Consider the following 25,857-nt stretch of genomic DNA (forward strand, 5'->3'; position numbering starts at 1 on the left):
CGGGTTTTGTAATTGGCTAGGCAAATCGACCTGGAAAGGGGTCGACCCGTCCTGTCACGACGTTATAGAGAGGCCGACAGAAATTACCTGCAGGATACGTCATGACGCGCGCGTTTCTATCCACACTTTCAACCCGGATGTTTCATGGCCTTGACCCGGAGACAGCACACGAGGCCGCCATTGCGGCGCTCGCTCTGGGTCTCGGGCCGAGCGCCGCGAAGGACGTGCCGGCGCTGGCTACGCGCTGTATGGGGCTGCGTTTTCCAAACCCGGTCGGCCTTGCAGCGGGGTTTGACAAGAATGCCCGCGCCCCGCTTGCTTTGGCCCGTATGGGTTTTGGTCATGTCGAATGCGGGACCGTGACGCCACGCCCGCAGGAGGGCAACCCCAAGCCGCGCCTTTTCCGTCTGACCGAAGACCGGGCGATCATCAACCGTATGGGGTTCAACGGCGATGGTATCGATGCCTTTGTCCAGCGGCTTGAACGGTTCCGTTCCCTTCAGGCTGGGCGCAATGCGGCTCTTCGGGCGGTGCCGGTCGGGGCCAATCTAGGCATTAACAAGCTCGGTGCCCGCCCTCTGGAAGATTATCCTTATCTCGTCTCGCGCGTCGCTCCTCTGGCTGATTACATTACCATCAATCTTTCATCGCCCAATACGCCGGGACTGCGTGATCTGCAGAGCGCAGGCACGCTTCTTGACATCCTTAATGCCGTGAAGCGCCATAACGCCGAGCACCCGCCCCTTGTTGTCAAGCTGGCGCCTGATCTCGACCCTGACGCGCTGCCGGAAATTGTCGAGGCGGCCATCGAGGGCGGGGCTGCGGGTATCATCGTGAACAATACCACGATCAGTCGCCCCCCTTCCCTGCGCTCCGCTCTTGCGCATGAGACAGGCGGGTTGTCGGGCCGTCCTCTGGCGCAGCTGGCGGTGGGGATGCTCCATCGGATTGTGCCGCTCGTTCAGGGGCGTATCGCCGTGATTTCCTGCGGCGGCATCGAAAGTGGTTTTGACGTTTTTGAACGTTTGCGGGCTGGCGCCGATATGGTGCAGGTTTATAGCGCCCTGATCTATCACGGTCCTTATCTGGTGCAGCGCATCAAGAAAGAGCTGCTGCGCGAGCTCTCTCGTGAGGGCTTTGAGTCGGTTGGCGACCTGAAGTCATCACGAGGCTGAGCCGCCGGTAAACTCTGGATGCGAACGTAATGCCCCCCCGACCGTTTGCATCCTCATCATTCCGAACAAACACTGGAGGCGATCATCGAAATGTCTGCTTTGAAAAGGCGGTCGGCCCTGCAACTCCTACACGGGCTCTTCCTTGTCTTTGCCCTTTCGGTATCGACTTTTCCAGCTCTGGCTGCACCGGGTGATAGCGCGCCAGTTGCGTCGCCGCTAGTCCCCTCGGCCGCTGATGGCTATGGCTGGACGACCGTATCCGCTACGCTCAACCGGCAAATCACGACGGCGCAGGGTCGGCTCAAATATATATACGGTCAGCTGAACCGCACCGATATCGTGCTTGGCAGCGAGACGCTCTCGGATCTGTCCGACCAGATTGACGACATCACGACTGTCGCCCAGTCCATCCAGACTCAGGCAACCTCCTATCAGACGGTATATCAGAGCTACCTTGAGATCATCGGCGCGAAAGCGGATGGTGAGAGCCAGGCAATCGTTGCGCAGCGCGCGCATCTGCAATCCGTGCTGCAGGATATCAAATCCACCGTCACTCAGGGCAAGCTGCTGGGTTTGCAGGCGAAACAGGTGCAGCTGGAGGTTCAACGTCGCGGCAGTGTGAGCCAGCAAGCGCTCCTGTCGGAGCGTATTGCGTCTCCGCTTACCCTCTCGTTCTGGCGTGATCTGCGCGATGAGGGGCCGGAACTCAAACTGACTTTCGCACCGCCGCTCAATAACGGTTATGCCGGGGTGCTATATAGCTGGCCCTGGATGCTGGGCGCTCTTGTCGGGGTCTTCGTCCTGACGGCCCTGCTTTCACGCCCGATCTACCGACTGTTTCGTGGCGTCGAGAGCAACATCGCCCAGCGCTTTACCGGCGAGCCGCTTCCAGAGAGTCATCAATCTTTCATTCCGGTTGCGCTGAGCGGGCTGGCCTGCGGACTTCTCATGTTTGTGCTTTGGGAGATCTCTTCAGGTGTTCTCTCTCTGGGGGCCGGGCGTAGTCCTCTTTTTGTCGCCGGTCTTGCTGGTATCATGCCGCTTTGCGGCTTTATCCTCGGGGCTGGTCTGCCCGCACTCAGCCGCGCTACAGCAGTCGACGGTGTCTCCCAGCACGTAACACGCGCCTTATGGGGTGTGGATTGGGGTGCTGCAGTCCTCGTGCTCCTGCAGACCCTCTTTCTCATCGTTGGTGAGGAAAACGCGTTCCCGACCACGGCCCGACGCCTGATTGAGGCCCTGTTCACCATCGTCGTGAGCCTTCTTTTTGTCGGTCTGTGCCGTAAGCTGACGGGGCGTACGGATGCCCGGATGGCGCCTGCGTTTTATGGCATGGCCTGGTTGGTGCTTCTCGTCAGTTGGGCTGCCATCGCCCTCGGCTATCTAGCTTTCGCCTTCGCCGTGGCGATCTGGGCGCTGACGCTTTCGGTCAGCTTGCTGACCCTGCTTCTCCTCTCGATTGCCGTGAAAGAATTCACCGCTCGCACCTTTTCTGTGGGGTCGGTTATATCCCGGCGCCTCTCACGCCTTGGGGTTCATTCCAACCGTGTGGCCCAGTTCGGGGTGATTCTTTCCGGTGCCGTGAATATCGGGCTGATTATCGTTTTCGTTGCCGTCTGCCTGTCGCAAGGCAAACTCGATGTGCCGGTAATAGCTGATAATGTCCGCGGACTTTTCGTCGGCCAGACCATCAACGGCGTGCAGTTCTCACTGAATACCGCCGTGCTCTGTCTGGTCATACTCGTCGTGTCCTATTACGCCATCGGTGCCTTCAGTCAGTGGCTCGAGGCACGGCTCTTCCCCACGACCAATCTCGATATCGGCGCCCGCACGTCCATCCTCAACATCTTCAAATATGTTGCATGGATCGCGGTTTTCCTGATTGTGCTCTCGGAAGCCGGTGTGACGGTCAAAAATTTGACCTGGGTCGTGAGCGCCCTGTCTGTTGGTATCGGCTTTGGCCTTCAGGCCATTGTGCAGAACTTCGTTTCAGGCGTGATCCTGTTGGCGGAGCGGCCGATCCGCGTCGGTGACCTGATTGAACTCGGTTCCATCAAGGGGGATGTCAAACGCATCAGTGTTCGTTCAACCGAGATCGGACTGGGCGACGGGTCGACCATGATTGTCCCGAACTCGCAGTTCATCACCTCTGCCGTTCGCAATGCCACGCTCGGCACCGCGCTGAGCGCCGCTTCTGCAACCGTCACGATTTCTCCGCGTGCCGATGCGACAAAGGCTCAGGCAGCGTTGATGGGCATGATGACCCAGCGCGAGGATATCCTTCAGAACCCGGCACCCGGCGTGGCCATCTCGGCGATTACCGACACGGGTATAACGCTCGCGCTTTCAGCGAAAGTCGCCTCGGTGCGCGATGTTGGAGGTGTGACCAATGCCATCATGCTGGATGCTTACCGCGTGTTGCAGGAAGCCGGGGTCGAACTCGGCAAGCCAGCCTGACATCACAGCGATCGGCTTCGAAATGAATAAGGGGGCGGGAGTTCAAACTCCCGCCCCCTTATTTCATCTCTCACCCTGAATTCTTGCAGGCAACGGCTCAGGCTGCGTGGTCACGGTCCATCAGGAAGCCTGTAACCAGCGATTTGAACGGTGTCAGACGCTCGGCAAGCGCCAGCCCCGCCCGGCGCAATGCCAGAACAGGTTTGGCGTCATGGGTGTAAAGCGAGGCAATACCATTCGTAGCAGCAAACAGGGGCGCCGTGGCCCGGCGATGACGGCGCTCAAAGCGTCGCAGTACATCTGGAGCACCCGGATCGGCGTCACCCAAGGCGATTTCCTCACTCAGAATACTCTGGCCTTTGAGCCCGAGATTGAAGCCATGGGCTGTAATCGGATGCATGCCCACAGCGGCATCGCCGATCAAGGCAAGGCGCGGGGCCTGAAAGCGATGGGCGAAGACTGTCTTGAGGGGGTAGGTACAGCGCGCGCTTTCCAGACTCATCGGGCCCAATCGCCCTTGTGTCCTGCGCGTGATGTCCTCATCGAAGGCAGCTTTATCGAGCTGCTTGAGTGCTGCGATCTCGGCAGGGGCGAGGGTCAGCACGAGTGATGACAAATGACCGGGCTGATCGTCATCTGCTACTGGTAGGAGGGCAATTGTCTGCCCTTCATCGAACCACTGCAGCGCCACGCCGTCATGCGGCTCGGGGTGGCGCATGCGGCAGACCATGATGACCTTGCCAAAATCATGCACGATTGCGCCAATCCCGCGAGATTGTCTGATGCGTGAGAACCGTCCATCCGCTGCGACCAGAAGAGCGCTTTCGACGAGACTGCCATCATCAAGCAGGACCGTCGCGACATCGCCGGTGCCGGAGCTTCTGGCCACAGAGCGGCCCGACAGGATCGATACCTTGCCCTGCGCCTGAACCGCACGATGCAGCGCGGTGCGGATCAGGTGGTTGGGAGCGAGATAACCCAGCGCCTCAGTCGCGTCGTCGAGATCCTGCCCCGCCGGTGCCCGAAACAGCAAAGCCCCCGAGGGATGATCCGGCGCTTCCTGGCCGGTCTCAATGCGGGCAGTTTTCAGGGGCGAAACACACTCGGACGGGATGTGACGCCAGACATCATGCGTCTGCAGCCAGCTGCGCGAGTGATGGGTCAGGGCGATCTCACGACCATCGAACGAAGGCGCGCTGAGGGCCGTATCGGGTGCCGGATCGATAACGCCGACGCGCCAACCGCTCTCGGCAAGAGAGAGCGCGCAGGCCAGCCCTGCCGGCCCTGCCCCGGCAATCGTGATATCGAAACCGAGCGTTGAGCCTGTGCGCGTCACTTGTCGGCCTCGAAGCTGACAGGTTCGCCCTTCCAGAACGCCATATACTCGGCAATGTCAGGGCGTTTGCTGCCATGGACTGGTTTGTCCGGTGTGCCCACGAAAAGGAACCCTGCGAGGCGCTGGGAATCCCGAAGGCCCAAAGCCTCACGGAAACAGGGCTGCTCGGCAAAGTCGCTCGATACCCAGAAACCGCCGAAACCCTCGGCATGGAGTGCGTTCAGCACGTTCATGGCCCCTGCGCCAATCGACAGTTCCTGCTCCGAGACGGGAATCTTGCCTCGGGAGTCGATGTCCATGACGAGGGCTATCGTCATGGGCATCTCACCGAAACGCTGACGGCGCTTGTCGATCTTCTTTTGCGGCACCTCAGGGTCGGCCGCGCTCATGGCCTTGACGACCTGCTCGGCAAATTCCGCGCGATGCTTGCCCTTGATCACGATGTAACGCCAGGGCCGCATCTTCCCATGATCCGGCGCTCGCAGCCCGGCAGAGAGGATGCGGGCGATCTGCTCCTTGTCAGGAGCGGGCGCGCTCAGATGATCGGTCGAGGCCCTGGATAGCAGGACATCGAGGGCGGGGGATGATGCGGGAGAGCTGCTCATGCCGGATAGATGGCAAGTTCCCGCGTGCTCGCCAAGAGGCCATCGCGTATTCGCGACGAATAGTTTATGGAGGGAAACATGACAGACGCCCGACAGTCCCGCATCCACCGCAAGACCGGTGAGACCGATATCTCCGTTGCGATCAATCTTGATGGCAGCGGGCAGGCCGAACTCGATAGCGGCATAGGGTTTTTCGACCATATGTTGACCGCGCTTGCCAAGCATGGCGGATTCGATCTCGATGTGCGCTGTCACGGTGACCTTCATGTAGATGGCCATCATACTGTCGAGGATATCGGCATCGCCCTCGGCAAGGCCTTTGCTCAGGCGCTGGGTGACAAGAAAGGCATCACCCGCTTTGGGCATGCGCTGGTGCCACTCGATGAGGCGCTGTGTGAGGTGGTCGTGGATATCTCGGGCCGGCCCTACCTCGCCTGGAATGTAACCTTCGAGCGCGAGCGTATCGGCGAGATGGATACGGATCTGTTCGAGGAATTCTATCGCGCCTTTGCCATGGCATCGTCGATTGCGCTTCATGTGACCTGCAAGGCCGGGCGCAACGCTCATCATATTGCAGAGAGCGGATTCAAGGCATTTGCCCGCGCTCTGCGAATGGCGGTTGCGCATGATCCGCGAGCGCTTGGCATGATTCCATCGACGAAGGGGGTCTTGTGAACGACTATCTTGCCTATCGAGCCGACGGCAATGTTGAGCCGATCATGGTCAAACAGGGTTTTCACTGGTCCCTGCTCGTTTTCGGTCCCCTGGCATTGCTGGCCAGCGGACGCTGGATTGCCTTCGCCCTGACGGCGCTGATCAGCGTGGTTCTCTTGCGTTATGGCGGGGGTGCGGGGCTGCTGCTTTCATGGGCCTTCAATGTCGTGTTGGCCGTGTTCGGGGCCGAAGTGATTGGTTGGGAGGCCCGGCTCAAGGGCTATGCCAGCAACGGGCTCTGGATGGGGCGCTCGGCTGATGAAGCTCGCCTCAGGCTGATGGACAAGGATCGCGCTGCCTCATGAGACGCGTTGTAGTCATCGATTATGATGGTGGAAATCTGGCCTCAGCGGCACAAACGGCGCGCCACGTCGTTGCGGAACGCGGGCTGGACGCCGAGGTGCAGATATCGGCCGACCCTGAAACTGTTCTGCAGGCTGACCACATCATCCTGCCCGGACAGGGTGCGTTTGCTCATTGCGCCTCAGGGCTGCGGGGTGGCCTTCGCGAAGCGCTGATTGAGGCGACAGATCGTGGCACACCTTTTCTGGGCATCTGTGTGGGCATGCAGCTTATGGCAGAATGGGGCCTCGAGCACGGACGCACGCCGGGGCTCGGCTGGATAGAGGGCAGTATCGCCAAGATGGAGTTCGCGCTTGAGGCGGGGCTCTGCCTGCCTCACATGGGCTGGAACGTTCTGGAGTTCGAACCCGGCGCACACAGGCTGACTGCAGGGCTGGAACAGGGCGATCACGGTTATTTCGTACACTCCTACGCCCTGACAGGGTGGAACCCCACTGACATCGTCGCCACTGCCAGTTACGGCGGGGCCGTGCCGGCAATCGTCGCGCGGGACAACCGGTGTGGCACTCAATTCCATGTCGAGAAGAGCCAGAAGACCGGATTGACAATCATGGCGAACTTTCTGAGCTGGATGCCGTGACCCGCATTGCCGAGCGCCTGTCGCGCATCGATGACAGTGACATGGCCGCCCTATGCGAGATCACGACGGCGGCGATCATTGACGGGGGCGGCCTAGGCTGGCTTACGCCGCCCGGGCGGGCGGTGCTCGAACGCTATTTCAGCGGGCTGCTGCTCGTGCCGGAAACCCGGTTTTTCGTCGTGCGCGATGAAACGGGGCAGATACAGGGTTGCGCCCAGCTTGTGCGGCCTTCACGCAATAACGAGGCACAAGCCCAGACGGCGCAGATCAGGGGTTATTTCGTAGCACCCTATATGCGCGGTCGTGGGCTAGGTTATGTTCTGGCCGATGCCGTGATTGCGGCCGCCAGAGCGCTGGGCTGCCGCGTGCTGAACTGCGAGGTTCCGGAGACACAGGCCTCCGCGTTGTCCATGTTCCGCTCGCTCGGTTTCGAGCCCTGGGGCACGCACCCCCTTTATGCCCGCAATCATGACGGGGTGGTCAGGGGCGTCTTTATGACCCTGCCCCTCTCTCCCGAAAGTGGTGGCGCGAGACACAAGAAACATTCCGGGAAGGATCATATCGTGGCCAGTACGGACAGCACCCCCCATCGCGCCCTCACCCTCTATCCGGCCATTGATCTGAAGGATGGCGCCTGCGTGCGCCTCCGACGCGGCGAGATGGACGATGCCACCGTCTATTCCGATAACCCTGCCGCACAGGCGCGTTCTTTCGCCGAAGCCGGATGTTCGCGCCTGCATGTGGTTGATCTCAATGGGGCCTTCGCCGGGAAATCGGCAAACGGTGCCGCGGTAGAGGCGATTATCGCTGCGACCGATCTGCCGGTGCAGCTTGGTGGTGGCATTCGTGATATGGCGGGCATCACGCGCTGGCTGGAAGCCGGCCTGGACCGGGTCATTCTTGGCTCGGTTGCAGTGAAAAACCCCGAGCTTGTGCGTGAGGCCTGCAGGGCTTTTCCGGGACGGATTGTCGCGGGCATCGATGCGCGTCAGGGGCGTGTCGCGACTGAAGGTTGGGCCGAAGTTTCCGAGCTCAATGCGCGTGACCTTGCCCTGCGGATGCAGGATGCTGGCGTGGCTGCCGTGATCTTCACCGAGATCACACGCGACGGCATGCTCGAGGGGCTGGATCTGGAACAGACGGCTGATCTGGCACGTGTATTGTCCATTCCTGTCATTGCCAGCGGCGGCGTTGGTTCGGCGCAGCATCTGCGTGATTTCCGCGCGATTGCCCAGGAGGTTTCTGGGCTCGAGGGCGTGATCGTAGGGCGCGCGCTTTATGACGGGCGTATATCGCTTGAGGAAGCGCTCAGCATTGTCGAGGGGGCCACATGCTGAAGCTGAGGGTTATCCCTTGCCTCGACGTCAAGGATGGCCGCGTGGTCAAGGGCGTCAATTTCGTATCGCTGCGTGATGCAGGAGATCCGGTGGAGCAGGCCGTTGTCTATGACGCGGCAGGAGCCGATGAGCTGACCTTTCTGGACATCACGGCAAGTGTCGAGAACCGCGACACGATCTATGATGTGGTCCGTCGCACCGCAGAGCGTGTCTTTTTGCCCCTGACTGTTGGCGGTGGTGTGCGTGCCCCCGAGGATATGCGTAAACTGCTCCTTGCTGGCGCTGACAAATGTGCCGTGAATTCGGCCGCAGTCGTGAATCCGGAGCTGATTAATGAGTCAGCCAATCGGTTCGGCAGCCAATGCGTCGTTGTCGCGATTGATGCGCGTTCCAATGGCAAGGGCGGTTGGGAAGTTTATACCAAGGGCGGTAGAGAACCGACCGGTATAGATGCGGTTGCCTGGGCGCAGGAGGCGCAGGCGCGGGGTGCGGGTGAGATTTTGCTGACAAGCATGGACCGCGATGGAACGGGTAAAGGTTTCGACCTTGACCTTCTGCGTGAGGTTTGCGGCAAGATCACCATTCCGGTCGTCGCATCTGGCGGCGTGGGAGAGCTTGAGCACTTCGTGGAAGGCGCCAGGGCCGGGGCGAGCGGCCTTCTGGCAGCCAGCGTTTTCCATTTTGGCACATTCGGTATTGCGGGGGTCAAGGCAGCGCTTGAGGCTGCGGGACTGCCTGTGAGGCCAGCCAACTAACGCATTCTTTTCACCTTGATTTCAGACGGATGACGATCATGGCGCTTGCCACTAAACGGACGACCCGCAAGACCGAAGGAGGCGCCGGAAAGAAGGGCGTCAAGAACGCTGCGCCCAAGAGTGAGAGCACGAAGAAAGCGCAGGGCAAGAAAAACGCCGTCAAAAAGCCCGTAGCTGATCTGAGCCCGATTGATGCGCAGGTTCTCGATCGTCTGTTTGCTACCGTTGAGTCCCGTCGAGGTACCGATCCATCATTGAGCCATTCGGCGCGACTTCTCTCGCGTGGGCGCAAGAAGATTGCCCAGAAGTTTGGTGAAGAAGCTGTCGAGTGTCTTATCGAGGCGGTTGCTGGCAAACCATCAGAGCTCGTCAGTGAAAGTGCGGATGTGCTCTACCATCTCATTGTGATGTGGGTGGACGCTGGCGTCACACCGCATGATGTATGGCAAGAGTTACGCCGCCGGGAGGCTATGAGCGGTGTTGAGGAAAAGGCCTCACGTCCTGTCGAGCCGGGAGTCTGACCGATGGCTGTTGACTTGCGCCTTCCATACGACCCGCAAAACATCTTCGCGAAGATTTTGCGCGGGGAGATTCCGGTCAAGCCGATCTACGAAGATGACTTTGCCCTCGCCTTTCCGGACATCGCGCCACAAGCCCCCGTGCATGTGCTGATTATTCCCAAGGGGCACTATGTCAGTGCACAGGATTTCGGCTTGCATGCATCCGTTGCGGAGATTGCCGGATTTGCACGGGCAATCTCGGAAGTTGCTGCGGCACTTGATGTATCCGAGAAGGGGTATCGATTGATCAGCAACGCTGGCGGCGATGCGGGGCAGGAAGTACCCCATTATCACCTGCATCTTCTGGCTGGCGAGAAGCTAAGCGCGAAATTAGTTCGCTAGATTTGCATTTTCCCTCTTGCGGGGTTTCGTTCGGTATCATAGAACGCACCTCGCCTCGTCCCATTCGTCTAGAGGCCTAGGACACCGCCCTCTCACGGCGGCAACAGGGGTTCGAATCCCCTATGGGACGCCATTGATAACATTGAGTTTTCTCTGTTATCCACAGGCATAGTAGCGGTCCACATGGACCACTACAACTTAAAGCCCTCCGCAATGTTCTCCAGGTATGACGGGTCGAACTTCCGATAGACGCGACGCAATGTCTGCGGATCAGTGGCCAGCCAGTCTGAGGTCTGATCAATCGGCACGCCGTCCATCTTGAACCATGACGCCAGAGAGTGCTTCAGGTGATGGGGCGTTGGCTTCCATGTCAGCCCTGCTCTTTCGCAAGCCTTGTTGAAGGACCAGCGCAACCCGGTCGGGATCGGCTTGCCGTGCCAGTTCACGACATAGTCGCCATTCCTTTCATCAAACGCTGCCTCCATTTCCTCGCGCAGCGCCTTGGTCATTGGCACGGTTGCGCGGCGCTTGCGCGTCAAGGCACGGCCCGGTTCCTGAAAGTCGATCATGTTCGTGGTCCAATGGACCCGGTCCCAGGTGAGCGCCAGAATCGAGCCCTTGCGCGCGCCGGTGTAGATGGCCAGGGCCATGAACAGCCGAACATGCGGGGTCTGCGCAGCGTCTATCAAGCGTCGGGCTTCCACCTTGGCCAGGAATCGGTCACGCGGGGCGCTATCACGTGGCGGCTCGATCTCGGGTGGCCTGACGAGATAACCGTCTTTCCACGCCCGGCGCAGCGCAGCCCGCAAGACGTTGAGCTCGCGGCGCAGTGTTCCGGGTGAGATCGGGACATTTGCCTCTCCACGTTTCTTGAAACGACCTGCGGCGAACGTGTCCCAACGCTTCTGGCCGATCTGATCGATGCGAAGATGGCCCAATGCCTCTTCGAGCGGTACGGTGGCTCCTTCAAGACGCTTCAGCGCCGATACCTTCCCCCTTCGGCTTTCGACATATCATGATAAACACTCAGACACAGCCATCTTGAGGGGCGCCTTTTCAAGCGCTCCCTCGAAGTCTGCTAGCGCTTGGCGAGCGCGTTTCTCGTCCTCTGTGCCAGTCGAAAGTCGTTTTCTCTGTCCTTCTTCCCACCAGACGATCGCCCATTTGCCGCGACGTAATTCCAGGTGGGGCTTATCATTTCTGATGCGGGGCAATGGTAGGTGTCCATGTAGGCTTGAAGGTCAGTTGTTGAGACGCGGTATCCGCCCGGCCTGCGATAGGCTGCCAGCTTCCCAGCCCGGATGGCCCGGCGCACCGTCTCAGGACAAACGTCTATCTCAGAGGCTGCTTTCTTGACGGTAAGCAGCCGAGGCAATCCCGCACCCATCCGCCCTCTCCTTCCGATGCTCCACAAAGTTGGCATAGATCTCGGCCATGACCTCGGGCGGAGCCTTGAGCGTGGCCAAGACGCTAAGGACCGTGTTGATGGTGCTGTTCTGGCCCCTAATCAGGAAGCTCAGCGTGCTCGTGGAAATCCCGGCCTCGATAGCTACGCTCTCCTGCGTTCGCCCTCGTGAGACGATCATCCGACGCACCCGCTCGTTTAAGAGGCGGTTGAAGGGGTGGGGTCAGTCATTGGGCCTTTCCTTGTTTCGTGTGCTGATGCTGGCAGCTGAGTGCTTGCAGGTGGTCGAGCAGCCTAAGCTGGACGCGTAGATCACGGCGCCGCAGGTAGCTTCGGACTTCAGTCGTCGCGAACCACAGGATCACCATCGTAATGGCGGTGGCGAGATAGAGGGCATTCCAGGCGTTATCGCTCATGCGGCTTGTTCCTTGTGGCGCCCCGTCATGGGCAGGTGACAGGCTCGCCGCAATGCAGGTTCGGCATTGATTGTGCCGGGCGTTTCGCTTGGCCTGCGAAAACGCAGCTTGAGCGTTTGCTCGTTGAGCGAAATATCCACCAGCGGGTGTTTCTGATGCACCGCGTAGGCTTCCTCCGGGCGCATGAATACGACGCGCCGGCGCCTGTCGTCCGGGGCAAAGGTTTCGATACCACCGCACGGCCACAGGCATGCCCATTGCTTGAGCGTGCTGATGAACTCAAGAATGCGGCACGGCCATTCTGGAATATGGTGCTGATGGCATCCTGCATGCCGGCAAGGATGGCGCACCCGATCTCGCGACGCTTGCGCGCTTCCGGTTTCACGTGTCGGAAACCCAGCTTGAAACCTACATGCAAACCTACGCCGTATCCCGGCTGATAACCTACGATGCGGCAAGCGGGCTGGTTGGTCTGCCTGAAACACTGCAGCCGACGCGACGCGCCGTTGCCTCGCGCGTGAACGGCAAAAAGGGCGGAAGACCGCCGAAAAATACCAATCCGTCACCGCAGCGCGACCCACGCCAACGCACCGCCATGATGCCGATTTCGGGAGGGAAAAAAGTGTCGCAGGAAACCCAAGGCAAAACCCAAGCCTCCTACACGCGCGATAAGCTTAGCTTAGCTGATAATATAAGCTTAGAAGATAAAGCTAAGCTTGGGGTGCAGGTGAGCGACGAACAGATCGATGCGGCCTTCAAGCGTATCGGCCCCAAGGCTTTCGAGGCGGCAGGCTTTGACCCTGTCAGAAACCTGGGCAACTTCCACATTGTCCGCCAGTGGTCAGCTGATGCGCTGCGTGCCGGGCTGAGTGTCGATGAAGCCGAGCGCCTGATCCTCGGGGTTGTCGAATCAGTTTCGGAGCGACAGCGCAGCAAGGGGGCCTCGATCAGCCATCTTGGCTATTTCGGCAAGGCGATCGGTACGGCCATTGGAAACCGTGATGTGCCTGAAGCGCTCATGAGCGAGTATGAAATCGAAGCCGATCGCGCTTGGAAGCGGGACATGGACGCATGGCGCGAGCGCGTGGTCTCTGGCGCTGCTGGGGCAGTCAATGCACCTATCCCAAACCGTGCGGAATACCTCGACCGTGCAAGGGAGGCCGCATGAGCAAGATGCCGTTGCGTTTCGATCCTGACCGCAGCCTGCCCGAGCAGGTGGGCGAATGGCTGGATGAGGCTGCCCTGACGCTTGCGGCCCTTCCCGCGACCGGGCTGCGTCCTGCCGGGGCTGGTAGCACGTGGCCCGACTATGTGCGTGATCTGGAAGATCTCGGTTGGGATCGTGAGAGCGATGACTTCCTGCCCCGGCCTACTGCCGATCAGGTTGAACGGCCCGATATCGTTCTAACCTGGGTGCCTATGATCGAAGACCGCAGGCTGCGCACCGTGGTCAACATGCGCCTGATCGTGCATCGGATTTCGGGGCGCCATAAGTGGGAATGGCGGAAGATCGGCGATGAACTTGGCACGTCGCACGTCACTGCAAAGGCGTAGCATCAACGTGCCTGTACCGTCATTGCAAAAAAAATCCAGCCAAATGCATCTTCCTCTTTCCGATCTTTCCAATTTGCAGATATGTGAGAACCATACTTGCGAGACGCTTACCCAATCGGGCAGGCGTCTTTTTTTATGCCTATTTCTCTCTGATCGGTGCGCCTCCCTCGATGCTCTAACTCTCGCATTTGTGTTGCAGTCTGACTTGAAAGTTGAGACTCACCGGGTTGTTGATACTGCTTGCAAATAAGGAAGAACGAGCGAATGGAAAACAGTACAACGCCAAAGATTCAGCGGCCAGCCGAATTGACTGTAGAGGCTGTCAACGCCGCCTTTAGGAATGGTGGGCTTGACGCGCAACTCGCCGATCAAGGCGACGGGAACATGGTCATGACAGGCAGAGACATTAACGCGGCAAATGCCTTGCTCATGGGCTGGATGGAAGAGCAGAACAGCGTCGTCACCTACTACGACCATTCAGATCGCTGACCTCGGGCTGCCAGTGTATCCGCTGCTGGGGTGACGCAGAATTGTTGGGTCCCTCCTGGCAAGGCCCCCTGCCGGGGGTTATTCGCACCCCGGTCAGAGACACTTTTTCAGTAAAATCAAATCAGGGTTGTTGTTGTCCAAGGGGGAAAGCATGGAAGCATCGCCCGGCGTGGCGCTCAACAAGGCCGAAATGGCCAAGCGTCTCAAGGTCTCGCTGCCAACGCTGACCAACTGGCTCGACCGCTGGCCTGATTTCCCTTTCGTGGATCGCGGCACCAACGGCAAAAGCTGGCGCTTCGATCCTCACGCCGTCTTCGACTTCCTCGCAGCGCGGCAAGAGGAAGAGCAGCGCAAGAGCGCCGGACGCGATGAGCAGCTTGAACGGCTCCAGTTGCAATTCGATGAGCTTTTCGAACCCGAGGAACAGCCGCGTTCGTTGGGCACGGTGTCGGCCAAAGAGCAGATCGATATCTGGCGACTGCGTGAACTCAAGCGCAAGGAAGCCGAGCGCTGCGGCAAGCTCGTGGTCGCTGAGCAGCTACAGGACATGTTCTCATCGGCCTTCGCCACGCTCTCGCGTGACACCGGCATGCTTCTGCGTCGCCTGGCGCGCGAGCAGGACTGGCCAGAGGCCGTGTTGCGCAAAGCCGAGGCCGATCTGGCCGACACGCAGCGCAAGTCAGTTACCGCCGTTCTCGACACGTTGAAACAGGAAGCCGACACCGATCATGAGCGACAGCGACACCTCGCCTGACGATGTGCTGTTTGCCGATCCACGCCTGATCCTTGCCGAGGCCATCAAGGCCTATCTGCCGCCCGAGCGGATCAACACCGCCGATTATGCGTCCAAGCATCGCATTCTCGACAACCGTGGCGGTGGCTATGTCGGGCGGTGGAACCACGATGAAGCCCCGTTCCTAGTTGGCCCCATGGAAGCGCTCGATGAACTGCGCTTCCTGAACGTAGCTGTCGTCGGTCCTGCCCGCTCGGGCAAGACCACGATCGGGCAGAACTGGATCCTGAAATCTGTCGATGTCGATCCGGCAGATTTCCTCGTCTATGCCCAGACCGACGATATGATCGAAAGCTACGTCAAGCGCGAGATCGCGCCCATGATCGATCTGCATCCGCAGGTTAAGGAAAAGCTCGGTCTGCGGCCGGTCGACAACTCGCTCAAATTCGAGCGCTTCCTCGCGATGTGGATCGAATTCCTCGCGGCGGCCTATAACAATCTGATCAACAAATCTGCCCCGCGCATCATTATGACCGAGATCGACGCCTATCCGGCCAATCTCGGCGATCCCTGCGCCTTTGCCTCGATCCGTCGCGAGACACTCGGGCAGAAGAGCATGCTGCTGGCAGAAAGCCATCCAGACCGCGCCAACGGGCACGCGGCCGGTGGCTCGATAACGTCTTTATCGAGCGCCTTTGGCGATCTCTGAGATACGAATGCATCTATCTGCACACCTACGAGACCGGATCGGAACTGCGGACCGGGCTTACTTCATGGATCGCGCATTACAACGCGGAACGTCCGCATCCGGCATTTGCTGGACGAACGCCCGACGAGGCGTATCATGACACGCCGACGCCACTGGCGTTCGGGGTTGATTCCGAACCCAGTGCCCAACAGTAACGCCGTCAAGGCGGCAGCATGACAACAACCGGCTATAGCTTATCAGGCCCCCAAAACTGTCCGAAGGGGGGGGCACCTATCATATGAGACGACTATACCCCACTCGAGCAGCATTTCTTCGACAAGACGAAAGCTCAGGGGGAAGCGAAAATAAAGCCGTACCGCATGCGCAATCAGCTCACAAGGAAATCGGTATCGTTTGTAGATCATAGATGACGCTTTCATCACTCCTGTCTAACACGTCACAGTTAACGCGACATCACCACTTGACTTTACTTCGGGTTATGATACGCAGTAATAGGAATGTACTATAAAAAATATCAAGATTCCTGTCTCTAGTTTTGCGCCATGAACCTGAGAGGATTGATATTACTCTTGATAACGCAGGATGGGCCAATATAGACGAATTACTTCGGTCAGCGTCGGAAGTAGGTTATTCCTTGGATCGACCGATGCTGCTGAAAATTATAGAGAAAAGTGATAAGCAACGTTTCACACTTTCATCGGATGGACATTGTATCCGAGCAGCGCAGGGTCATTCTCTAGCTATTGATCTTGGGATACCGACTAGCATCCCCCCCCGAAAAATTGTGGCATGGCACAGCAAAGAAGAATATCAAATCTATTTTGAGAGAGGGATTAAAGCCCGGCCGGCGACATAAAGTACATTTATCTGTCGATCGAACAGTTGCCTATCATGTGGGGCAGAGACACGGTGATGCCGTAGTCCTAGATGTCAATACGGAACAGATGAACCGTGATGGATATCTTTTTGTTAAATCGGAAAATAATGTATGGCTCACAGATTTCGTTCCACCTATTTATTTATTGATTAATGAACACTGTGAAAATACGTAAATTAACCAATATTCATGCACTAAATAACCTAACTAAATATTGGTTAATTTGAAAGAAAACCTTCCGGCAACAACATCTAATACTATCTCTGAGTCAGATAAATACATAAAAAATTGTTTATCTAAAAACCTCATGTTTAAATTTAAACATATTTCTCTAGCCTTTTCTAAAAGGTCCCCATTCTCTATTTCATAAACAACGCTAGAGCGCGTCGTATCTTTAGACGACAGCCCGCCTATTTTGAATGGAGTATAACCAGGAATGGGAGAAATATACTGATAACAACAACCATGAAACATCAATGATACTACTTTAGTGTCACTGGAAAAGATTTTGAAATTCAGCAATCCATCTTTAAATTCGTATTCAAATCCATCCTCAGACCCATCATCATAATAATTGTTTGAATCTAATATTTCTTTTTTTATTTCCAATTATCCATATTTACTGGAGCCCTTTTTTATTCGCCATCTGGTCTCTGACGAGTTCATCGAATGTTTTATCTGTATAAACGATGCGACCGCTAACGTTGACGCCATTCCATTGGCTAATAGGAACTCCAGCGTTGGCCAGCGCTGTAGAAGTTCTTGTATTAGCAATAACTGCCTTTCCGTCAGCGATGACATAATTGATTTCTATATCTGAAGGGTTGATTTTGCCTTCCTTTATAGCAGCTGTCAAATCAGCGACTGTTCTGATTTCCCTCCCGACCATTGCGGAATATTTTTTGATCCCATCTGTACTGAAGGTTTTTCCACCCTTTAATTTCACCTGAGCGAAGGCAGCATCCTCCAGAAAGCCAATCCCATCGGTTTTTATGCGATCTATATCTGGCTTCGCGTTTTCATCCTTACCTACATTTGGCTTAGTCTCTGCAGAAGTTACATCCTCTTCGGCGCTCTCGCCGTCATGCGCAACATTCTTCGAGGCAGCTTTCTCGGTTTTGGCGATCTCTTTCCCAACAGCCTTTTCTGCAACCTTAGCCGCTTCTCTTTCGGCAGCTCACTTCACGAACAGTTTTAGGAGCTTGAGGCTCGCCATGTTGTATTGTTCAACCGCAGCGGCTTCGCCTGCACCATTCAGTGCATTAATGCCTGTATTGCCCGACGTGTTGCCGCCTACAATGCCACCTAACGCGCCTGCGCCGGACGCGATAATATTCTCGATCGCGGCGGTCAAAGGAAGGGCGGTCGCTACGTCACCATTTGTTTGATCGAGTGCCCACCAGGCCACGCTATCCAGCGTCGCCGATGTTGCAAGGCCGCCTGCTGCGGTCCCTGCCGCAGCTGCGCCAATATTACTCCCTGAGACAGCGGCCACGGCTGTATTCGCCGCTGTTTCAAGCGTGATACGCCCGTAACTGTTTGCGATACCTTCCTCGCCAAAGCCAGCGACGCCAGCCTTTTCCAATTGATCGGCAACAAGCCCGCCAATCTCTCCGGCCAGCTGGCTACCCAGCCTCTGGGCATGGAGCTGATTGCTCAGCTTCTTTGCATCAAACGCGTTATCCAGCGCCGCATTGGCCTTTGAGACGTCCGTGGTGTAATGGCCCGTGATACTCCCGGCACTGACCGTGATATTCCCGCTGATCGCAGACTGGCTCTCGCTCGTCTCGTGATGCGCGCGACCACCACCCATCATGCCCGATGCACCCGAGGCGAGGTTGGTGCCGACCGCGCCCAATATGCCCATCGTGCTGCCCAGCATATCCGTGCCAAGGCTCATCGACATGCCTGTCTGCGTCGCCTTCCACTGCGATACATTCGTCACGCTGTTCGCGACGAGGCTGCCCGTGTCGAAGTGGTTCTCCGCCGCTTCCGCCTGGCTGTCGATAACCCCTGCCGTCAGGCTGGTCTGACCGGACACGTCCACACCGATCCCGTTCTCCCCCGCATACAATCCCGACAGGGTTGGGCCTGTTGTGGCAAAATGGTCTGTGACGTTCTGGTTAAGTCCACTGCCACCAATACCGGTCTTGTAGCCAACACACAGTTGGCCACCGCTCTGACTTGCCGCGCTGCGATAATCGGACGTGTTCTGCGGGCTCGTGATGTTCAGGCTGCCGGCTGACAGATCGATACGCGGGGCCGTGACCGTCGCACCGTTCAGCGTCACGCTGCCAGGGCTCGCAATCGTCACACTCTGCGCGCCCGTTACCGTCGTGTTGACTGCCGTTGCGCTGTCGGAAACCACATGCTGCGTCTGCTTGCCAAACGATGCACTCAGGCTCGCAGTAACAAAGCCAGTCCCTACACCAACATCGAGGCCGACTGATACCGATTTCGACTTCATATCGCTTTCGCTATGCGTCGTATCCCAGCCCGCCTGCAGCGTGATGTCCTTGCTGGCAGCAAGGACCACGTTCTTGCCCGACAGGCTGGAGGCTGTTGCGCTCAGGGAACCGTTTTGCGCATCCGCTGTATTATCGCCACGCGCCACGACAGAAAGCGTGTTCCCCGCATTGAGCGTCGAACCAACGGCATGGGTCTGCGTCTCGGTGCTCGACTGGTGCAGCGACGACGAGCCTACGGATTGGCGTACGCCCACAATATTGCCCGCAACGGCTTCGCCTCCATTTATGATCGAGGTGGCAATAATCGCCGCGCCCTGCATCGCATTCAGCGCAGCAAGCGTCCCACTGCCCTTGCCGGATGTCTGACTTGCAGCAAGCCCGGTATTGACCACCTGCCCCATAATGGATGTTGGCGAGAGCCCGATACTGGCGCCGATGGATTTCTCCTTATGCGCCATGCTCTGGGTGAGACTGTTCTCCTTGGCCAGCAGCGAGATGGACGAGCCCGAGAGCGTCAGGTCATTCGCCGCCGACAATGCCGAGCCGTCTATCGTGATGGCCTTGCCCGCATTGAGCGCAACATTCCCGCCCAGAGACGCCAGTACCGACGGGGTCCAGACCGTGCTCGAAGACGATGATTTATCATCGCGCATGCCATAGCCCAGCGTCCCCTGCGCGCCCTGGCTGCTCAGCGAGATCCCTGCCACATGATGCGAGGCACTCGCCTCGCTCTGCGTCTTCGTGGCCTCCAGCGTCAGGCTGTTGCCCGCCAGCATCGACAGATCACCACCCGAACTCAGGCGGCCGCCATTGAAGGTAATGTCATTGCTTGCCGAGAGGGACGCCGCACCGCTCGCCGAGATCGTGCCGACCGAGCCCAGCTGGCCCTGATTGCCGCCATTGACCAGATAATCGTTCAGCGTGGCGCTGTTGATGATCGACCCGTTCTGCGCCACCAGGCTGACCGAGCCACCTGCCAGCGTGCCCGTATTGGTAATGTCGCCATTGCGCGCCAGAATGCTCAGGCTGTTGCTGCCCGATATCGTCCCGCTGTTATTGACGCTCGCGCCCGCAAGCGACACGTCTTTCGCCGCAATCGTGCCGCCTGTCAGCGCCACATTGCCCGGCGCCAGATAGAGCTTCGGCGCCAGCACCGTCGCACCATTCACCTGAACCGGCACATACCAGACGATGTTCTGCGTCAGAGATGCCTTTTGCTCAAGTGCAGTGCATGCAGAGAAACTGTCTACTTTACCCCATGAAAACTATAGCGTTTAACGTAAAACACTTTGAAATGTATCGGAATCGAACCATACATCTTCGTAAGTTTCCGTTATTAAAAATCTCCATCCAGGAGCCAAGGCGAGGTACGGAATGATTAGCTTTTCCCATGACGGAATATGGGAATAATGCAGAGGAAGAAAAAAATCATCATCATTCAACATTTCCATTCCACCCCAAACATACCATCCTGAAGTATTTCCGTCAGATTTTATTCGAAGTCCATTTAATGGCCTAGCCCCTTCTCTAACATTTCTACTTATTCCTATCTTGTCGTTTTTCAATGGTGGAAAGAAACCCGAATCGTATTTTTCACATATATTCCGCTGCATCACATCTAAGATCATTTTAACCCCAATTTTCTTTCGTCTGACGTGAAAAGACGCTTAATTGTCCACCTTGGATTCTCGAACAGGTAGGACAGTGAGGTTGAACTGCATCAATCTAAGTCTGCTTTTCAATAGGTGCTGTCACGTTAACTGATGTGATGTAAGCGATGCCCGAGAAAGAGATCTTCAGGGGCTGGGGGCGGTCGCGCTGCCCCACTGAGCGAAGGCCTTGATACGATGGATGTGCCGGGAAACAGCAGTGGTGATGGAGGCGGATGGGACGAAGAGATTTCGGATGGCTGAAAAGACAGAAACGAAGCGCTGACACCCGCCCGGTGAACGGAACTTCTGCATGATACGTTCGCGTTTTCGCAAGGGAAGATGACTGTTCTCCGCCCGGTTGTTCAGCCCCTGAAGCGAGAGATGCCGGATCGCGAGACCAAGTCTGCGTCTTGCTGCGCCATAGAATTTCAGCATGTCAGTTATCATGTAACAGGGGCGCACCCCCTGCCATTTCACAAGCTAGGTCAACAGACGTCTGGCTGCTTTGATGTTCCGGCGGGTCTGCAGGATCTCATCGAGAATAATACCCTCCTGATCGACTACGCGCCACAGCCAGTGAGGCTTGCCACGGATCATGACCCGCACCTCATCCAGATGCCAGATATCATCCGGTCTTGTTGCCTTGCGATGCAGGGAGCGTGCGGGAGCTGTGCCCAACTTCAGGCTCCACCGACGGATCGTCTCATATGGGACGACTATACCCCGCTCGAACTGCATTTCTTCGACAAGACGAAAGCTCAAGGGGGAGCGAAAATACAGCCATACCGCATGAGCGATCAGCTCACGAGGAAATCAGTGCCGTTTGTAGCTCACTGATGACGCTCTCATCACCCTGCTTCAATAGAGAAGAAAACACCATCCCCTCTATGGAAATTTCTCCGTAGAAGCGAAGAAATTATATCTTGTATTATAATAGTAGATTTTTCCTCCGACCATCCGTCGAAAGAAAGCGTTATTTTCATAACCTCCCCTGCAAGGTCCCACCACGCGAACAAAGCTTCATTGCTGCTGTTCCAAAATACGACTGTATCTAAGTTCCATTTTTCGAAATCATGAAGAATTTCTTCTTCTGACGAGAATCTTACTTTAAACTCTTTCTTAAATCCAAATATTTCCTTATCTTTATTAAATAAATAAAATTTTGCGTCACGCATTATATTTACTAAGTATCTTAGCGTATATACTCTCTCGCAATTGATCATCACATTGGCTAACATTTGCATTTATTTGTCCTTAAAAGTCTTTACATGATCCCCCAGAATTCTTCGTGCCAGACTTAAAACACTCTCTGGTGTGGATTCCTCAAAATATGCCCATGCTTGCACCCCTCTTTTACTAGCCTCCGCTGCATATGTCCTCAATACTTCGCCGAGACGACCTAAATTTTTCGCTTTCGCCGGGCCTCCTACTGCGACAAGATCACCATTTCCTGCGATCACATCGATATCCGTCTTTCCCATCGACCCGTGCTGGATTTCATCACGACTTACCCGCCCGCCTACGATATCCGCCACTTGCTGTTCCCGCACTTCGCCGAGCGTTTTGCGTAAGCCACCAGGCGCGGATTGTGATTCTTGCTGACTAGGATCGGTGGAAGAATTGTCTTTTTTCTCCTCATCGTCGGGATCGTCATTATTAGGGGGCAATGAATCAGCGCCCACTTCCTCTGCTGACGCTGCTTGTTTGTGCGGCTGAGCCTGCGCATCGTTTTGACCAGTATGATCCGAAGATTGCTGCTCTCCCGTAGAGGCGCTCACATTCTGGGATGCCTGATAAGCCTTCAGAGCGGTATTGAGTGCGTTTCTTGCTTCTTCCTGGGTGAGTGGTGATTTCAGCGCTTTTGCGATATCCCCGACGGTAACAGCGCCGCGGCCCCCCCTGGACAAGTGCCAGAACGCTGGAGCCTATTTCCCCAGACACTGCGCCTGCACGCATTTCGCCTGCGCCAAGCGCGACAACGCGAAATTGCGAGCCCAGCCCGACCAAGTTTGGACCAGCAAGTGCCAGAGTGCCGAGGGCTGCCATGCCCTTCCCATCCATGGCCTGCATGCCAGCCAGAGGAAGGGAACCGATAAGCCCCCAACCATCGGGAAGATTGCTGATCTGACCAAGCCGGTTTTCGCTGGCATTCCAGAAAGCGCGCGCGGCCGCGTCATCACCCATCCCGGTAAATCGAGTATTCCCACGATGTCCAATGACGTCGATAGCTTCAGTGGTCGTCGGATCATAGACGTCATGAGCCTCGCTCCAGGAGCTTCTGTTTCCTCCCAAGGAAGAAGGATACTGCAAATCGTCCTTGCCTACACCATGACGGTATGCGCCCTGCTCGACTAGTTCTTGTGTCGTACGGTCAGTACCATCCCGGGTTTGGCCGGACGCGCCAGTCGACCCTTCGGTTGTGTCAATCCCCTGGTCATGGACGGAACCGTGGGGCGCTCCATTTGCGGTATATGCGGCGGCATCGTTACTCCGCTTGTTATCTTCTCCTTTACTACCTGACGTTTTCGCATTTCCTGCAGTCGAATACTTCTTGGCAATCTGCACTCCGACCTCAACAGCGCTTTCTGCCAGCGTCTGGCCTGCAGTCTGGATCTGGAGCGTCGTGTTCAGCTTCCTTGCGTTGAAATCATTGTCCAGATGTCCGTTCGCGCCCGCCAGATCGGTGCCGTAATGCCCGGTCGTGCTGCCGCTCTGCACATCGATATTGCCCGTGATGACCGATTGTGTGACGCTGCTCTCGCTGTGGTCCTCATGACCCACCGCAAACGTGCCTGTCTTGAGCACATCGCTTGGCGCCTCGCCCTTCGAATATCCGCCGCCAGCCGAGACACTTGTGCCACTCCAGCGCGAGATGTTCTCCAGGCTCTCCGCCGTCAGACTGCCTGTGCTGAAATGATTGCGGCCCGCTTCTGCCGCGCTACTGATCACCCCACCGGTCAGATGCGTGTCGCCGGACACCTCGACATCCAGACCACCCTTACCCGCATACACGCCCGACTGGTCCTTGCCGGTCGAACGGTATTCATCCGTGATCGCGCTATGCGCGATAATCGCGCCGCCACCCGTCTGACCAACACCCGCAACGGGGACGGAAATACTCGCCCCATCCGATGTCGCATGGCTCTCATAATGAGCCGTATCCTGCGGGCTTTTGATCACCAGATTGCCCGTCTGCATGCCGATATGACCGCCGGACACCACTGCACCGTTCAGCGTCGTCGTGCCCGGTGTGACCATGGTGACGCTGTTCGTACCAGTCACCGTCGTTGCGACATGCGTCGTACTGTCGGACTGGCTGTGCTGCTTCGAGCCACCGACAGACGCCGTGACATTGATTCCGGTACTATCCTTCGATCCAGCGCCAATATGCGCGTTTACACCGACAGACGCACCAAAGGAGCTGCTCGACCCTTTTGTCTCGCCTTTCTCAACGCCCGATTGCAACGTGATGTCCTTGCTGGCTGCGAGCACCACATCCTTGCCCGACAACTGGCCCGCCGTGACACTGATCGAACCGTTCTGCGCATCCGCTGCATTGTCACCACGCGCCACCATGGCCAGCGTGCCGCCTGCGCTGGCCGAGGAGCCCTGCAGCGTCGTCTGGCTCTGTTGCGAGGCCGTCTTGCTGGTCGAGAAACCAACACTCGCCTGCACACCGATGATGTCGTTCTTCCAGGCACCGCTCGCCGTGAGCGTGCCGACCGAGCTAAACTGGCACTGATTGCCGTCATTGACCAGATAGAGGGTTCTCGAACCTCGATTAAGCTCTACAGATTCGCAGTAGCATCAATGAGTTATGATAGGAAAACAACTTTGGAATGGCGGTTTTCGACCCCTCCATCTATGGATGCCATAAAATAGCACGCCGCGATTCATTTCAGCGCGATCAATGCATTTCTACGCAAGAATCAACTGGTGTGATTTTACCCTTCAGTCAATGTATCAGCCAAAAAAGTTCTGTTACAAAAGGCTCGCATGATTTTGGAATATTGCCCAATCTACATAACCCATCGAGCCATATGAATATATCACGCGGCATCTCTTTCCTTTTTTTCTCGAGAAATTCACGATATAATTTATCGTCATATTTCTTCAGCTCATTTTCTATTTTTTTGTAGTAATATTGAACTGTTTTTTCACTCATATTACGGACTCGATTTTCCCCAGTTCTCTATCTTAATTAGACGGTCCAGCATAACCTGTGTTCCACCACCAAGCCCCCACTCTGGATAACTGAATGTTATAGGTTCTGGAATATTCGTGGTGTTCCATTTACTTGTAGGGACCTTCAGTTCATTGATAAGATCAAGTGTGTCAACACTGAGCCAATGACTTGGAGTCCGGGGAAGTTGCAGTAGGCTTTTTACATCTTCAGGGCTCATACGAGAAATATTATCGAATGTTAGAGCCTGTTTGGAAAGTTGGAACAGATGTGATTCGAGCTCTGGATGTGGACACCAGAGCAGAGGGCCCGAATGTCCGGGATTGCCCGCAAGACGAAGCGTTATCCGTCGGACATGACGGACGAGGAATGGGCGCGGATCGCGCCGCTGATGCCCGAACCGGGGCGCATGGGCCGTCCACGCGAGATCGAATTTCGTGAGGTGATTAACGCGGTGCGCTACCTGGTCCGCTCGGGCTGCGGCTGACGGATGTCGCCGATCCATTTCGGCCACTGGCGCACGGTCTATGGCTGGTTTCGGGAGCTGGCCCGGCGGTTTCTGTTTCAGACTATTCATGACGTCGAACTGATGCTCGATCGGGAGCGGTCAGGTCGCGAGACGAGCCCGACCGCCGGGGTGATCGACAGCCAGAGCATCAAGGCACCGCATGCGCAAACAAGAGGTTATGACGCCGGCAAGAAGGTCGTCGGGCGCAAGCGGCATATTGCCGTGGATACGGACGGACGTCTGCTGATGGTCAATCTGACCCCGGCCGACATCTCCGACAGCGCGGGCGCGCAGGTGATCCTGGATGCGATCCGCAAGCGCTGGCCCTGGGTGAAGCGCCTGTTCGCCGACGGGGCTTACGACCGGCTCCAGTTGATGGACAAGGCGGCCTATCTGGACTTCGTCGTCAAGGTCATCCGACGCAGGGACGGAGCGAAGGGCTTCGAGATTCTGCCCCGTCGATGGGTCGTGGAGCGGACCTTTGGCTGGTTGACCCGCTGGCGACGTCTCGTGCGTGACTATGAGCATCGTATTGACGTCTCACAAGCCATGATCCTCGTCGCCATGGGCGCCAATCTCACCCGCAGAAATGCCCATCCGTGAGTTTCCAAACAGGCTCTAATGCGTCGGGGGCGGTGT

General features: G+C 56.9%; 30 protein-coding genes, 1 tRNA gene and 4 pseudogenes. 19 read left to right on the forward strand and 16 right to left on the reverse strand.

What is annotated here, in order from left to right; all coding sequences use genetic code 11:
* The first annotated feature begins 101 nt into the window (after positions 1–101).
* Positions 102–1,175 carry a quinone-dependent dihydroorotate dehydrogenase gene (locus tag Asbog_RS06765; RefSeq protein ID WP_062164545.1) on the forward strand — a complete coding sequence of 358 codons (1,074 nt, stop codon included), beginning with the start codon at positions 102–104 and terminating at the stop codon, positions 1,173–1,175.
* Positions 1,176–1,265: 90 nt separating this feature from the next.
* Positions 1,266–3,632, forward strand: coding sequence for a mechanosensitive ion channel domain-containing protein (locus tag Asbog_RS06770; protein WP_146926564.1), 2,367 nt, complete (start codon positions 1,266–1,268; stop codon positions 3,630–3,632).
* 97 nt (positions 3,633–3,729) lie between these two features.
* On the opposite strand, the gene ubiM is transcribed toward Asbog_RS06770, so the two are convergent.
* Together ubiM and Asbog_RS06780 are read right to left on the reverse strand one after the other, a co-directional pair.
* Positions 3,730–4,968 (reverse strand): 5-demethoxyubiquinol-8 5-hydroxylase UbiM, encoded by a 1,239-nt coding sequence (ubiM, locus tag Asbog_RS06775; RefSeq protein WP_062164547.1) that lies wholly within the window; start codon positions 4,966–4,968, stop codon positions 3,730–3,732.
* Positions 4,965–5,573, reverse strand: coding sequence for a nitroreductase family protein (locus tag Asbog_RS06780; RefSeq protein ID WP_062164548.1), 609 nt, complete (start codon positions 5,571–5,573; stop codon positions 4,965–4,967). Before Asbog_RS06780 ends, ubiM begins: the two co-directional genes overlap by 4 nt.
* A gap of 78 nt (positions 5,574–5,651) precedes the next feature.
* Between Asbog_RS06780 and hisB the strand changes: the two genes are divergently transcribed.
* From hisB to Asbog_RS06820, 8 genes are all read left to right on the forward strand, one after another.
* On the forward strand, positions 5,652–6,248 hold the full coding sequence (gene hisB, locus Asbog_RS06785) for an imidazoleglycerol-phosphate dehydratase HisB (RefSeq protein ID WP_062165762.1): 597 nt from the start codon (positions 5,652–5,654) through the stop codon (positions 6,246–6,248).
* On the forward strand, positions 6,245–6,592 hold the full coding sequence (locus Asbog_RS06790; RefSeq protein ID WP_062164549.1) for a hypothetical protein: 348 nt from the start codon (positions 6,245–6,247) through the stop codon (positions 6,590–6,592). The genes hisB and Asbog_RS06790 overlap by 4 nt, the downstream gene beginning before the upstream one ends.
* On the forward strand, positions 6,589–7,230 hold the full coding sequence (hisH, locus tag Asbog_RS06795) for an imidazole glycerol phosphate synthase subunit HisH (RefSeq protein WP_062164550.1): 642 nt from the start codon (positions 6,589–6,591) through the stop codon (positions 7,228–7,230). Before Asbog_RS06790 ends, hisH begins: the two co-directional genes overlap by 4 nt.
* A gap of 41 nt (positions 7,231–7,271) precedes the next feature.
* Positions 7,272–8,567 (forward strand): 1-(5-phosphoribosyl)-5-[(5-phosphoribosylamino)methylideneamino]imidazole-4-carboxamide isomerase, encoded by a 1,296-nt coding sequence (gene hisA / locus Asbog_RS06800; protein ID WP_083510961.1) that lies wholly within the window; start codon positions 7,272–7,274, stop codon positions 8,565–8,567.
* Positions 8,561–9,322 (forward strand): imidazole glycerol phosphate synthase subunit HisF, encoded by a 762-nt coding sequence (gene hisF, locus Asbog_RS06805; protein ID WP_062164552.1) that lies wholly within the window; start codon positions 8,561–8,563, stop codon positions 9,320–9,322. The genes hisA and hisF overlap by 7 nt, the downstream gene beginning before the upstream one ends.
* 38 nt (positions 9,323–9,360) lie before the next feature.
* Positions 9,361–9,843 (forward strand): phosphoribosyl-ATP diphosphatase, encoded by a 483-nt coding sequence (locus tag Asbog_RS06810; RefSeq protein WP_083510757.1) that lies wholly within the window; start codon positions 9,361–9,363, stop codon positions 9,841–9,843.
* A gap of 3 nt (positions 9,844–9,846) precedes the next feature.
* Entirely contained in the window at positions 9,847–10,224 is a 378-nt protein-coding gene (locus tag Asbog_RS06815; RefSeq protein WP_062164553.1) for a histidine triad nucleotide-binding protein, read from the forward strand.
* 57 nt (positions 10,225–10,281) lie between these two features.
* Positions 10,282–10,357, forward strand: a tRNA-Glu gene (locus tag Asbog_RS06820).
* Between the two features lie 58 nt (positions 10,358–10,415).
* On the opposite strand, the gene Asbog_RS06825 is transcribed toward Asbog_RS06820, so the two are convergent.
* From Asbog_RS06825 to Asbog_RS14365, 5 genes are all read right to left on the reverse strand, one after another.
* Positions 10,416–11,162 carry a tyrosine-type recombinase/integrase gene (locus Asbog_RS06825; RefSeq protein WP_062164554.1) on the reverse strand — a complete coding sequence of 249 codons (747 nt, stop codon included), beginning with the start codon at positions 11,160–11,162 and terminating at the stop codon, positions 10,416–10,418.
* 140 nt (positions 11,163–11,302) lie between these two features.
* Entirely contained in the window at positions 11,303–11,647 is a 345-nt protein-coding gene (locus tag Asbog_RS14780; protein WP_083510759.1) for a helix-turn-helix domain-containing protein, read from the reverse strand.
* On the reverse strand, positions 11,562–11,810 hold the full coding sequence (locus tag Asbog_RS14500) for a helix-turn-helix domain-containing protein (protein WP_062164555.1): 249 nt from the start codon (positions 11,808–11,810) through the stop codon (positions 11,562–11,564). Before Asbog_RS14500 ends, Asbog_RS14780 begins: the two co-directional genes overlap by 86 nt.
* Before the next feature lie 46 nt (positions 11,811–11,856).
* Entirely contained in the window at positions 11,857–12,045 is a 189-nt protein-coding gene (locus Asbog_RS14360; RefSeq protein WP_062164556.1) for a hypothetical protein, read from the reverse strand.
* Positions 12,042–12,230, reverse strand: a complete 189-nt coding sequence (locus Asbog_RS14365; protein WP_146926562.1) for a hypothetical protein — start codon at positions 12,228–12,230, stop codon at positions 12,042–12,044. The genes Asbog_RS14360 and Asbog_RS14365 overlap by 4 nt, the downstream gene beginning before the upstream one ends.
* Before the next feature lie 227 nt (positions 12,231–12,457).
* Here Asbog_RS14365 and Asbog_RS14505 point away from each other — a divergent pair, with 227 nt between their 5' ends.
* From Asbog_RS14505 to Asbog_RS14220, 6 genes and pseudogenes are all read left to right on the forward strand, one after another.
* Positions 12,458–13,213: a hypothetical protein gene (locus tag Asbog_RS14505; RefSeq protein WP_171840672.1), complete on the forward strand. Its 756-nt coding sequence runs from the start codon at positions 12,458–12,460 to the stop codon at positions 13,211–13,213.
* Positions 13,210–13,599 carry a DUF6362 family protein gene (locus Asbog_RS06850; protein ID WP_062164559.1) on the forward strand — a complete coding sequence of 130 codons (390 nt, stop codon included), beginning with the start codon at positions 13,210–13,212 and terminating at the stop codon, positions 13,597–13,599. The genes Asbog_RS14505 and Asbog_RS06850 overlap by 4 nt, the downstream gene beginning before the upstream one ends.
* A gap of 264 nt (positions 13,600–13,863) precedes the next feature.
* Positions 13,864–14,088: a hypothetical protein gene (locus tag Asbog_RS06855; protein WP_062164560.1), complete on the forward strand. Its 225-nt coding sequence runs from the start codon at positions 13,864–13,866 to the stop codon at positions 14,086–14,088.
* 151 nt (positions 14,089–14,239) lie between these two features.
* On the forward strand, positions 14,240–14,842 hold the full coding sequence (locus Asbog_RS06860; protein WP_062164561.1) for a helix-turn-helix domain-containing protein: 603 nt from the start codon (positions 14,240–14,242) through the stop codon (positions 14,840–14,842).
* Positions 14,843–15,017: 175 nt separating this feature from the next.
* Positions 15,018–15,530: a phage terminase large subunit family protein gene (locus Asbog_RS06865; RefSeq protein ID WP_408735422.1), complete on the forward strand. Its 513-nt coding sequence runs from the start codon at positions 15,018–15,020 to the stop codon at positions 15,528–15,530.
* Positions 15,479–15,746 (forward strand): annotated as a pseudogene (locus Asbog_RS14220) (integrase core domain-containing protein); the annotation flags it as partial. The gene Asbog_RS06865 and the pseudogene Asbog_RS14220, both read left to right, overlap by 52 nt.
* Before the next feature lie 56 nt (positions 15,747–15,802).
* On the opposite strand, the pseudogene Asbog_RS14685 reads toward Asbog_RS14220, so the two are convergent.
* Positions 15,803–15,949, reverse strand: a pseudogene (locus Asbog_RS14685) (IS6 family transposase); the annotation flags it as partial.
* A gap of 116 nt (positions 15,950–16,065) precedes the next feature.
* Here Asbog_RS14685 and Asbog_RS14735 point away from each other — a divergent pair.
* Positions 16,066–16,386, forward strand: coding sequence for an RNA 2'-phosphotransferase (locus Asbog_RS14735; RefSeq protein WP_261763186.1), 321 nt, complete (start codon positions 16,066–16,068; stop codon positions 16,384–16,386).
* Positions 16,352–16,582, forward strand: coding sequence for an RNA 2'-phosphotransferase (locus Asbog_RS14740; protein ID WP_261763185.1), 231 nt, complete (start codon positions 16,352–16,354; stop codon positions 16,580–16,582). The genes Asbog_RS14735 and Asbog_RS14740 overlap by 35 nt, the downstream gene beginning before the upstream one ends.
* 32 nt (positions 16,583–16,614) lie before the next feature.
* Here the strand turns inward: Asbog_RS14740 and Asbog_RS14380 are convergent, their stop codons facing one another.
* The 8 genes and pseudogenes from Asbog_RS14380 to Asbog_RS06895 all read right to left on the reverse strand — a co-directional run bounded on the left by Asbog_RS14380 (position 16,615) and on the right by Asbog_RS06895 (position 24,202).
* Entirely contained in the window at positions 16,615–17,016 is a 402-nt protein-coding gene (locus tag Asbog_RS14380) for a hypothetical protein (protein WP_146926557.1), read from the reverse strand.
* 10 nt (positions 17,017–17,026) lie between these two features.
* Positions 17,027–17,353, reverse strand: a complete 327-nt coding sequence (locus Asbog_RS06870) for a hypothetical protein (RefSeq protein ID WP_146926554.1) — start codon at positions 17,351–17,353, stop codon at positions 17,027–17,029.
* A 231-nt stretch (positions 17,354–17,584) separates the two neighbouring features.
* Positions 17,585–20,044, reverse strand: a complete 2,460-nt coding sequence (locus Asbog_RS06875) for a hemagglutinin repeat-containing protein (RefSeq protein WP_146926552.1) — start codon at positions 20,042–20,044, stop codon at positions 17,585–17,587.
* Positions 20,045–20,149: 105 nt separating this feature from the next.
* Positions 20,150–20,503 carry an immunity protein Imm33 domain-containing protein gene (locus tag Asbog_RS14810; RefSeq protein WP_083510761.1) on the reverse strand — a complete coding sequence of 118 codons (354 nt, stop codon included), beginning with the start codon at positions 20,501–20,503 and terminating at the stop codon, positions 20,150–20,152.
* Positions 20,504–20,671: 168 nt separating this feature from the next.
* Positions 20,672–21,328: pseudogene (locus Asbog_RS14690) on the reverse strand (IS6 family transposase).
* 47 nt (positions 21,329–21,375) lie between these two features.
* Positions 21,376–21,771, reverse strand: coding sequence for a hypothetical protein (locus tag Asbog_RS06885; RefSeq protein WP_062164565.1), 396 nt, complete (start codon positions 21,769–21,771; stop codon positions 21,376–21,378).
* Entirely contained in the window at positions 21,772–22,209 is a 438-nt protein-coding gene (locus Asbog_RS06890; protein WP_062164566.1) for a hypothetical protein, read from the reverse strand.
* On the reverse strand, positions 22,199–24,202 hold the full coding sequence (locus tag Asbog_RS06895; RefSeq protein WP_062164567.1) for a hemagglutinin repeat-containing protein: 2,004 nt from the start codon (positions 24,200–24,202) through the stop codon (positions 22,199–22,201). The genes Asbog_RS06890 and Asbog_RS06895 overlap by 11 nt, the downstream gene beginning before the upstream one ends.
* A gap of 794 nt (positions 24,203–24,996) precedes the next feature.
* Here Asbog_RS06895 and Asbog_RS06900 point away from each other — a divergent pair.
* Positions 24,997–25,821, forward strand: a pseudogene (locus Asbog_RS06900) (IS5 family transposase).
* Positions 25,822–25,857 lie beyond the last annotated feature (36 nt).

The sequence above is a fragment of the Asaia bogorensis NBRC 16594 genome, from assembly GCF_001547995.1.
In the GTDB taxonomy this organism is placed as follows: domain Bacteria; phylum Pseudomonadota; class Alphaproteobacteria; order Acetobacterales; family Acetobacteraceae; genus Asaia; species Asaia bogorensis.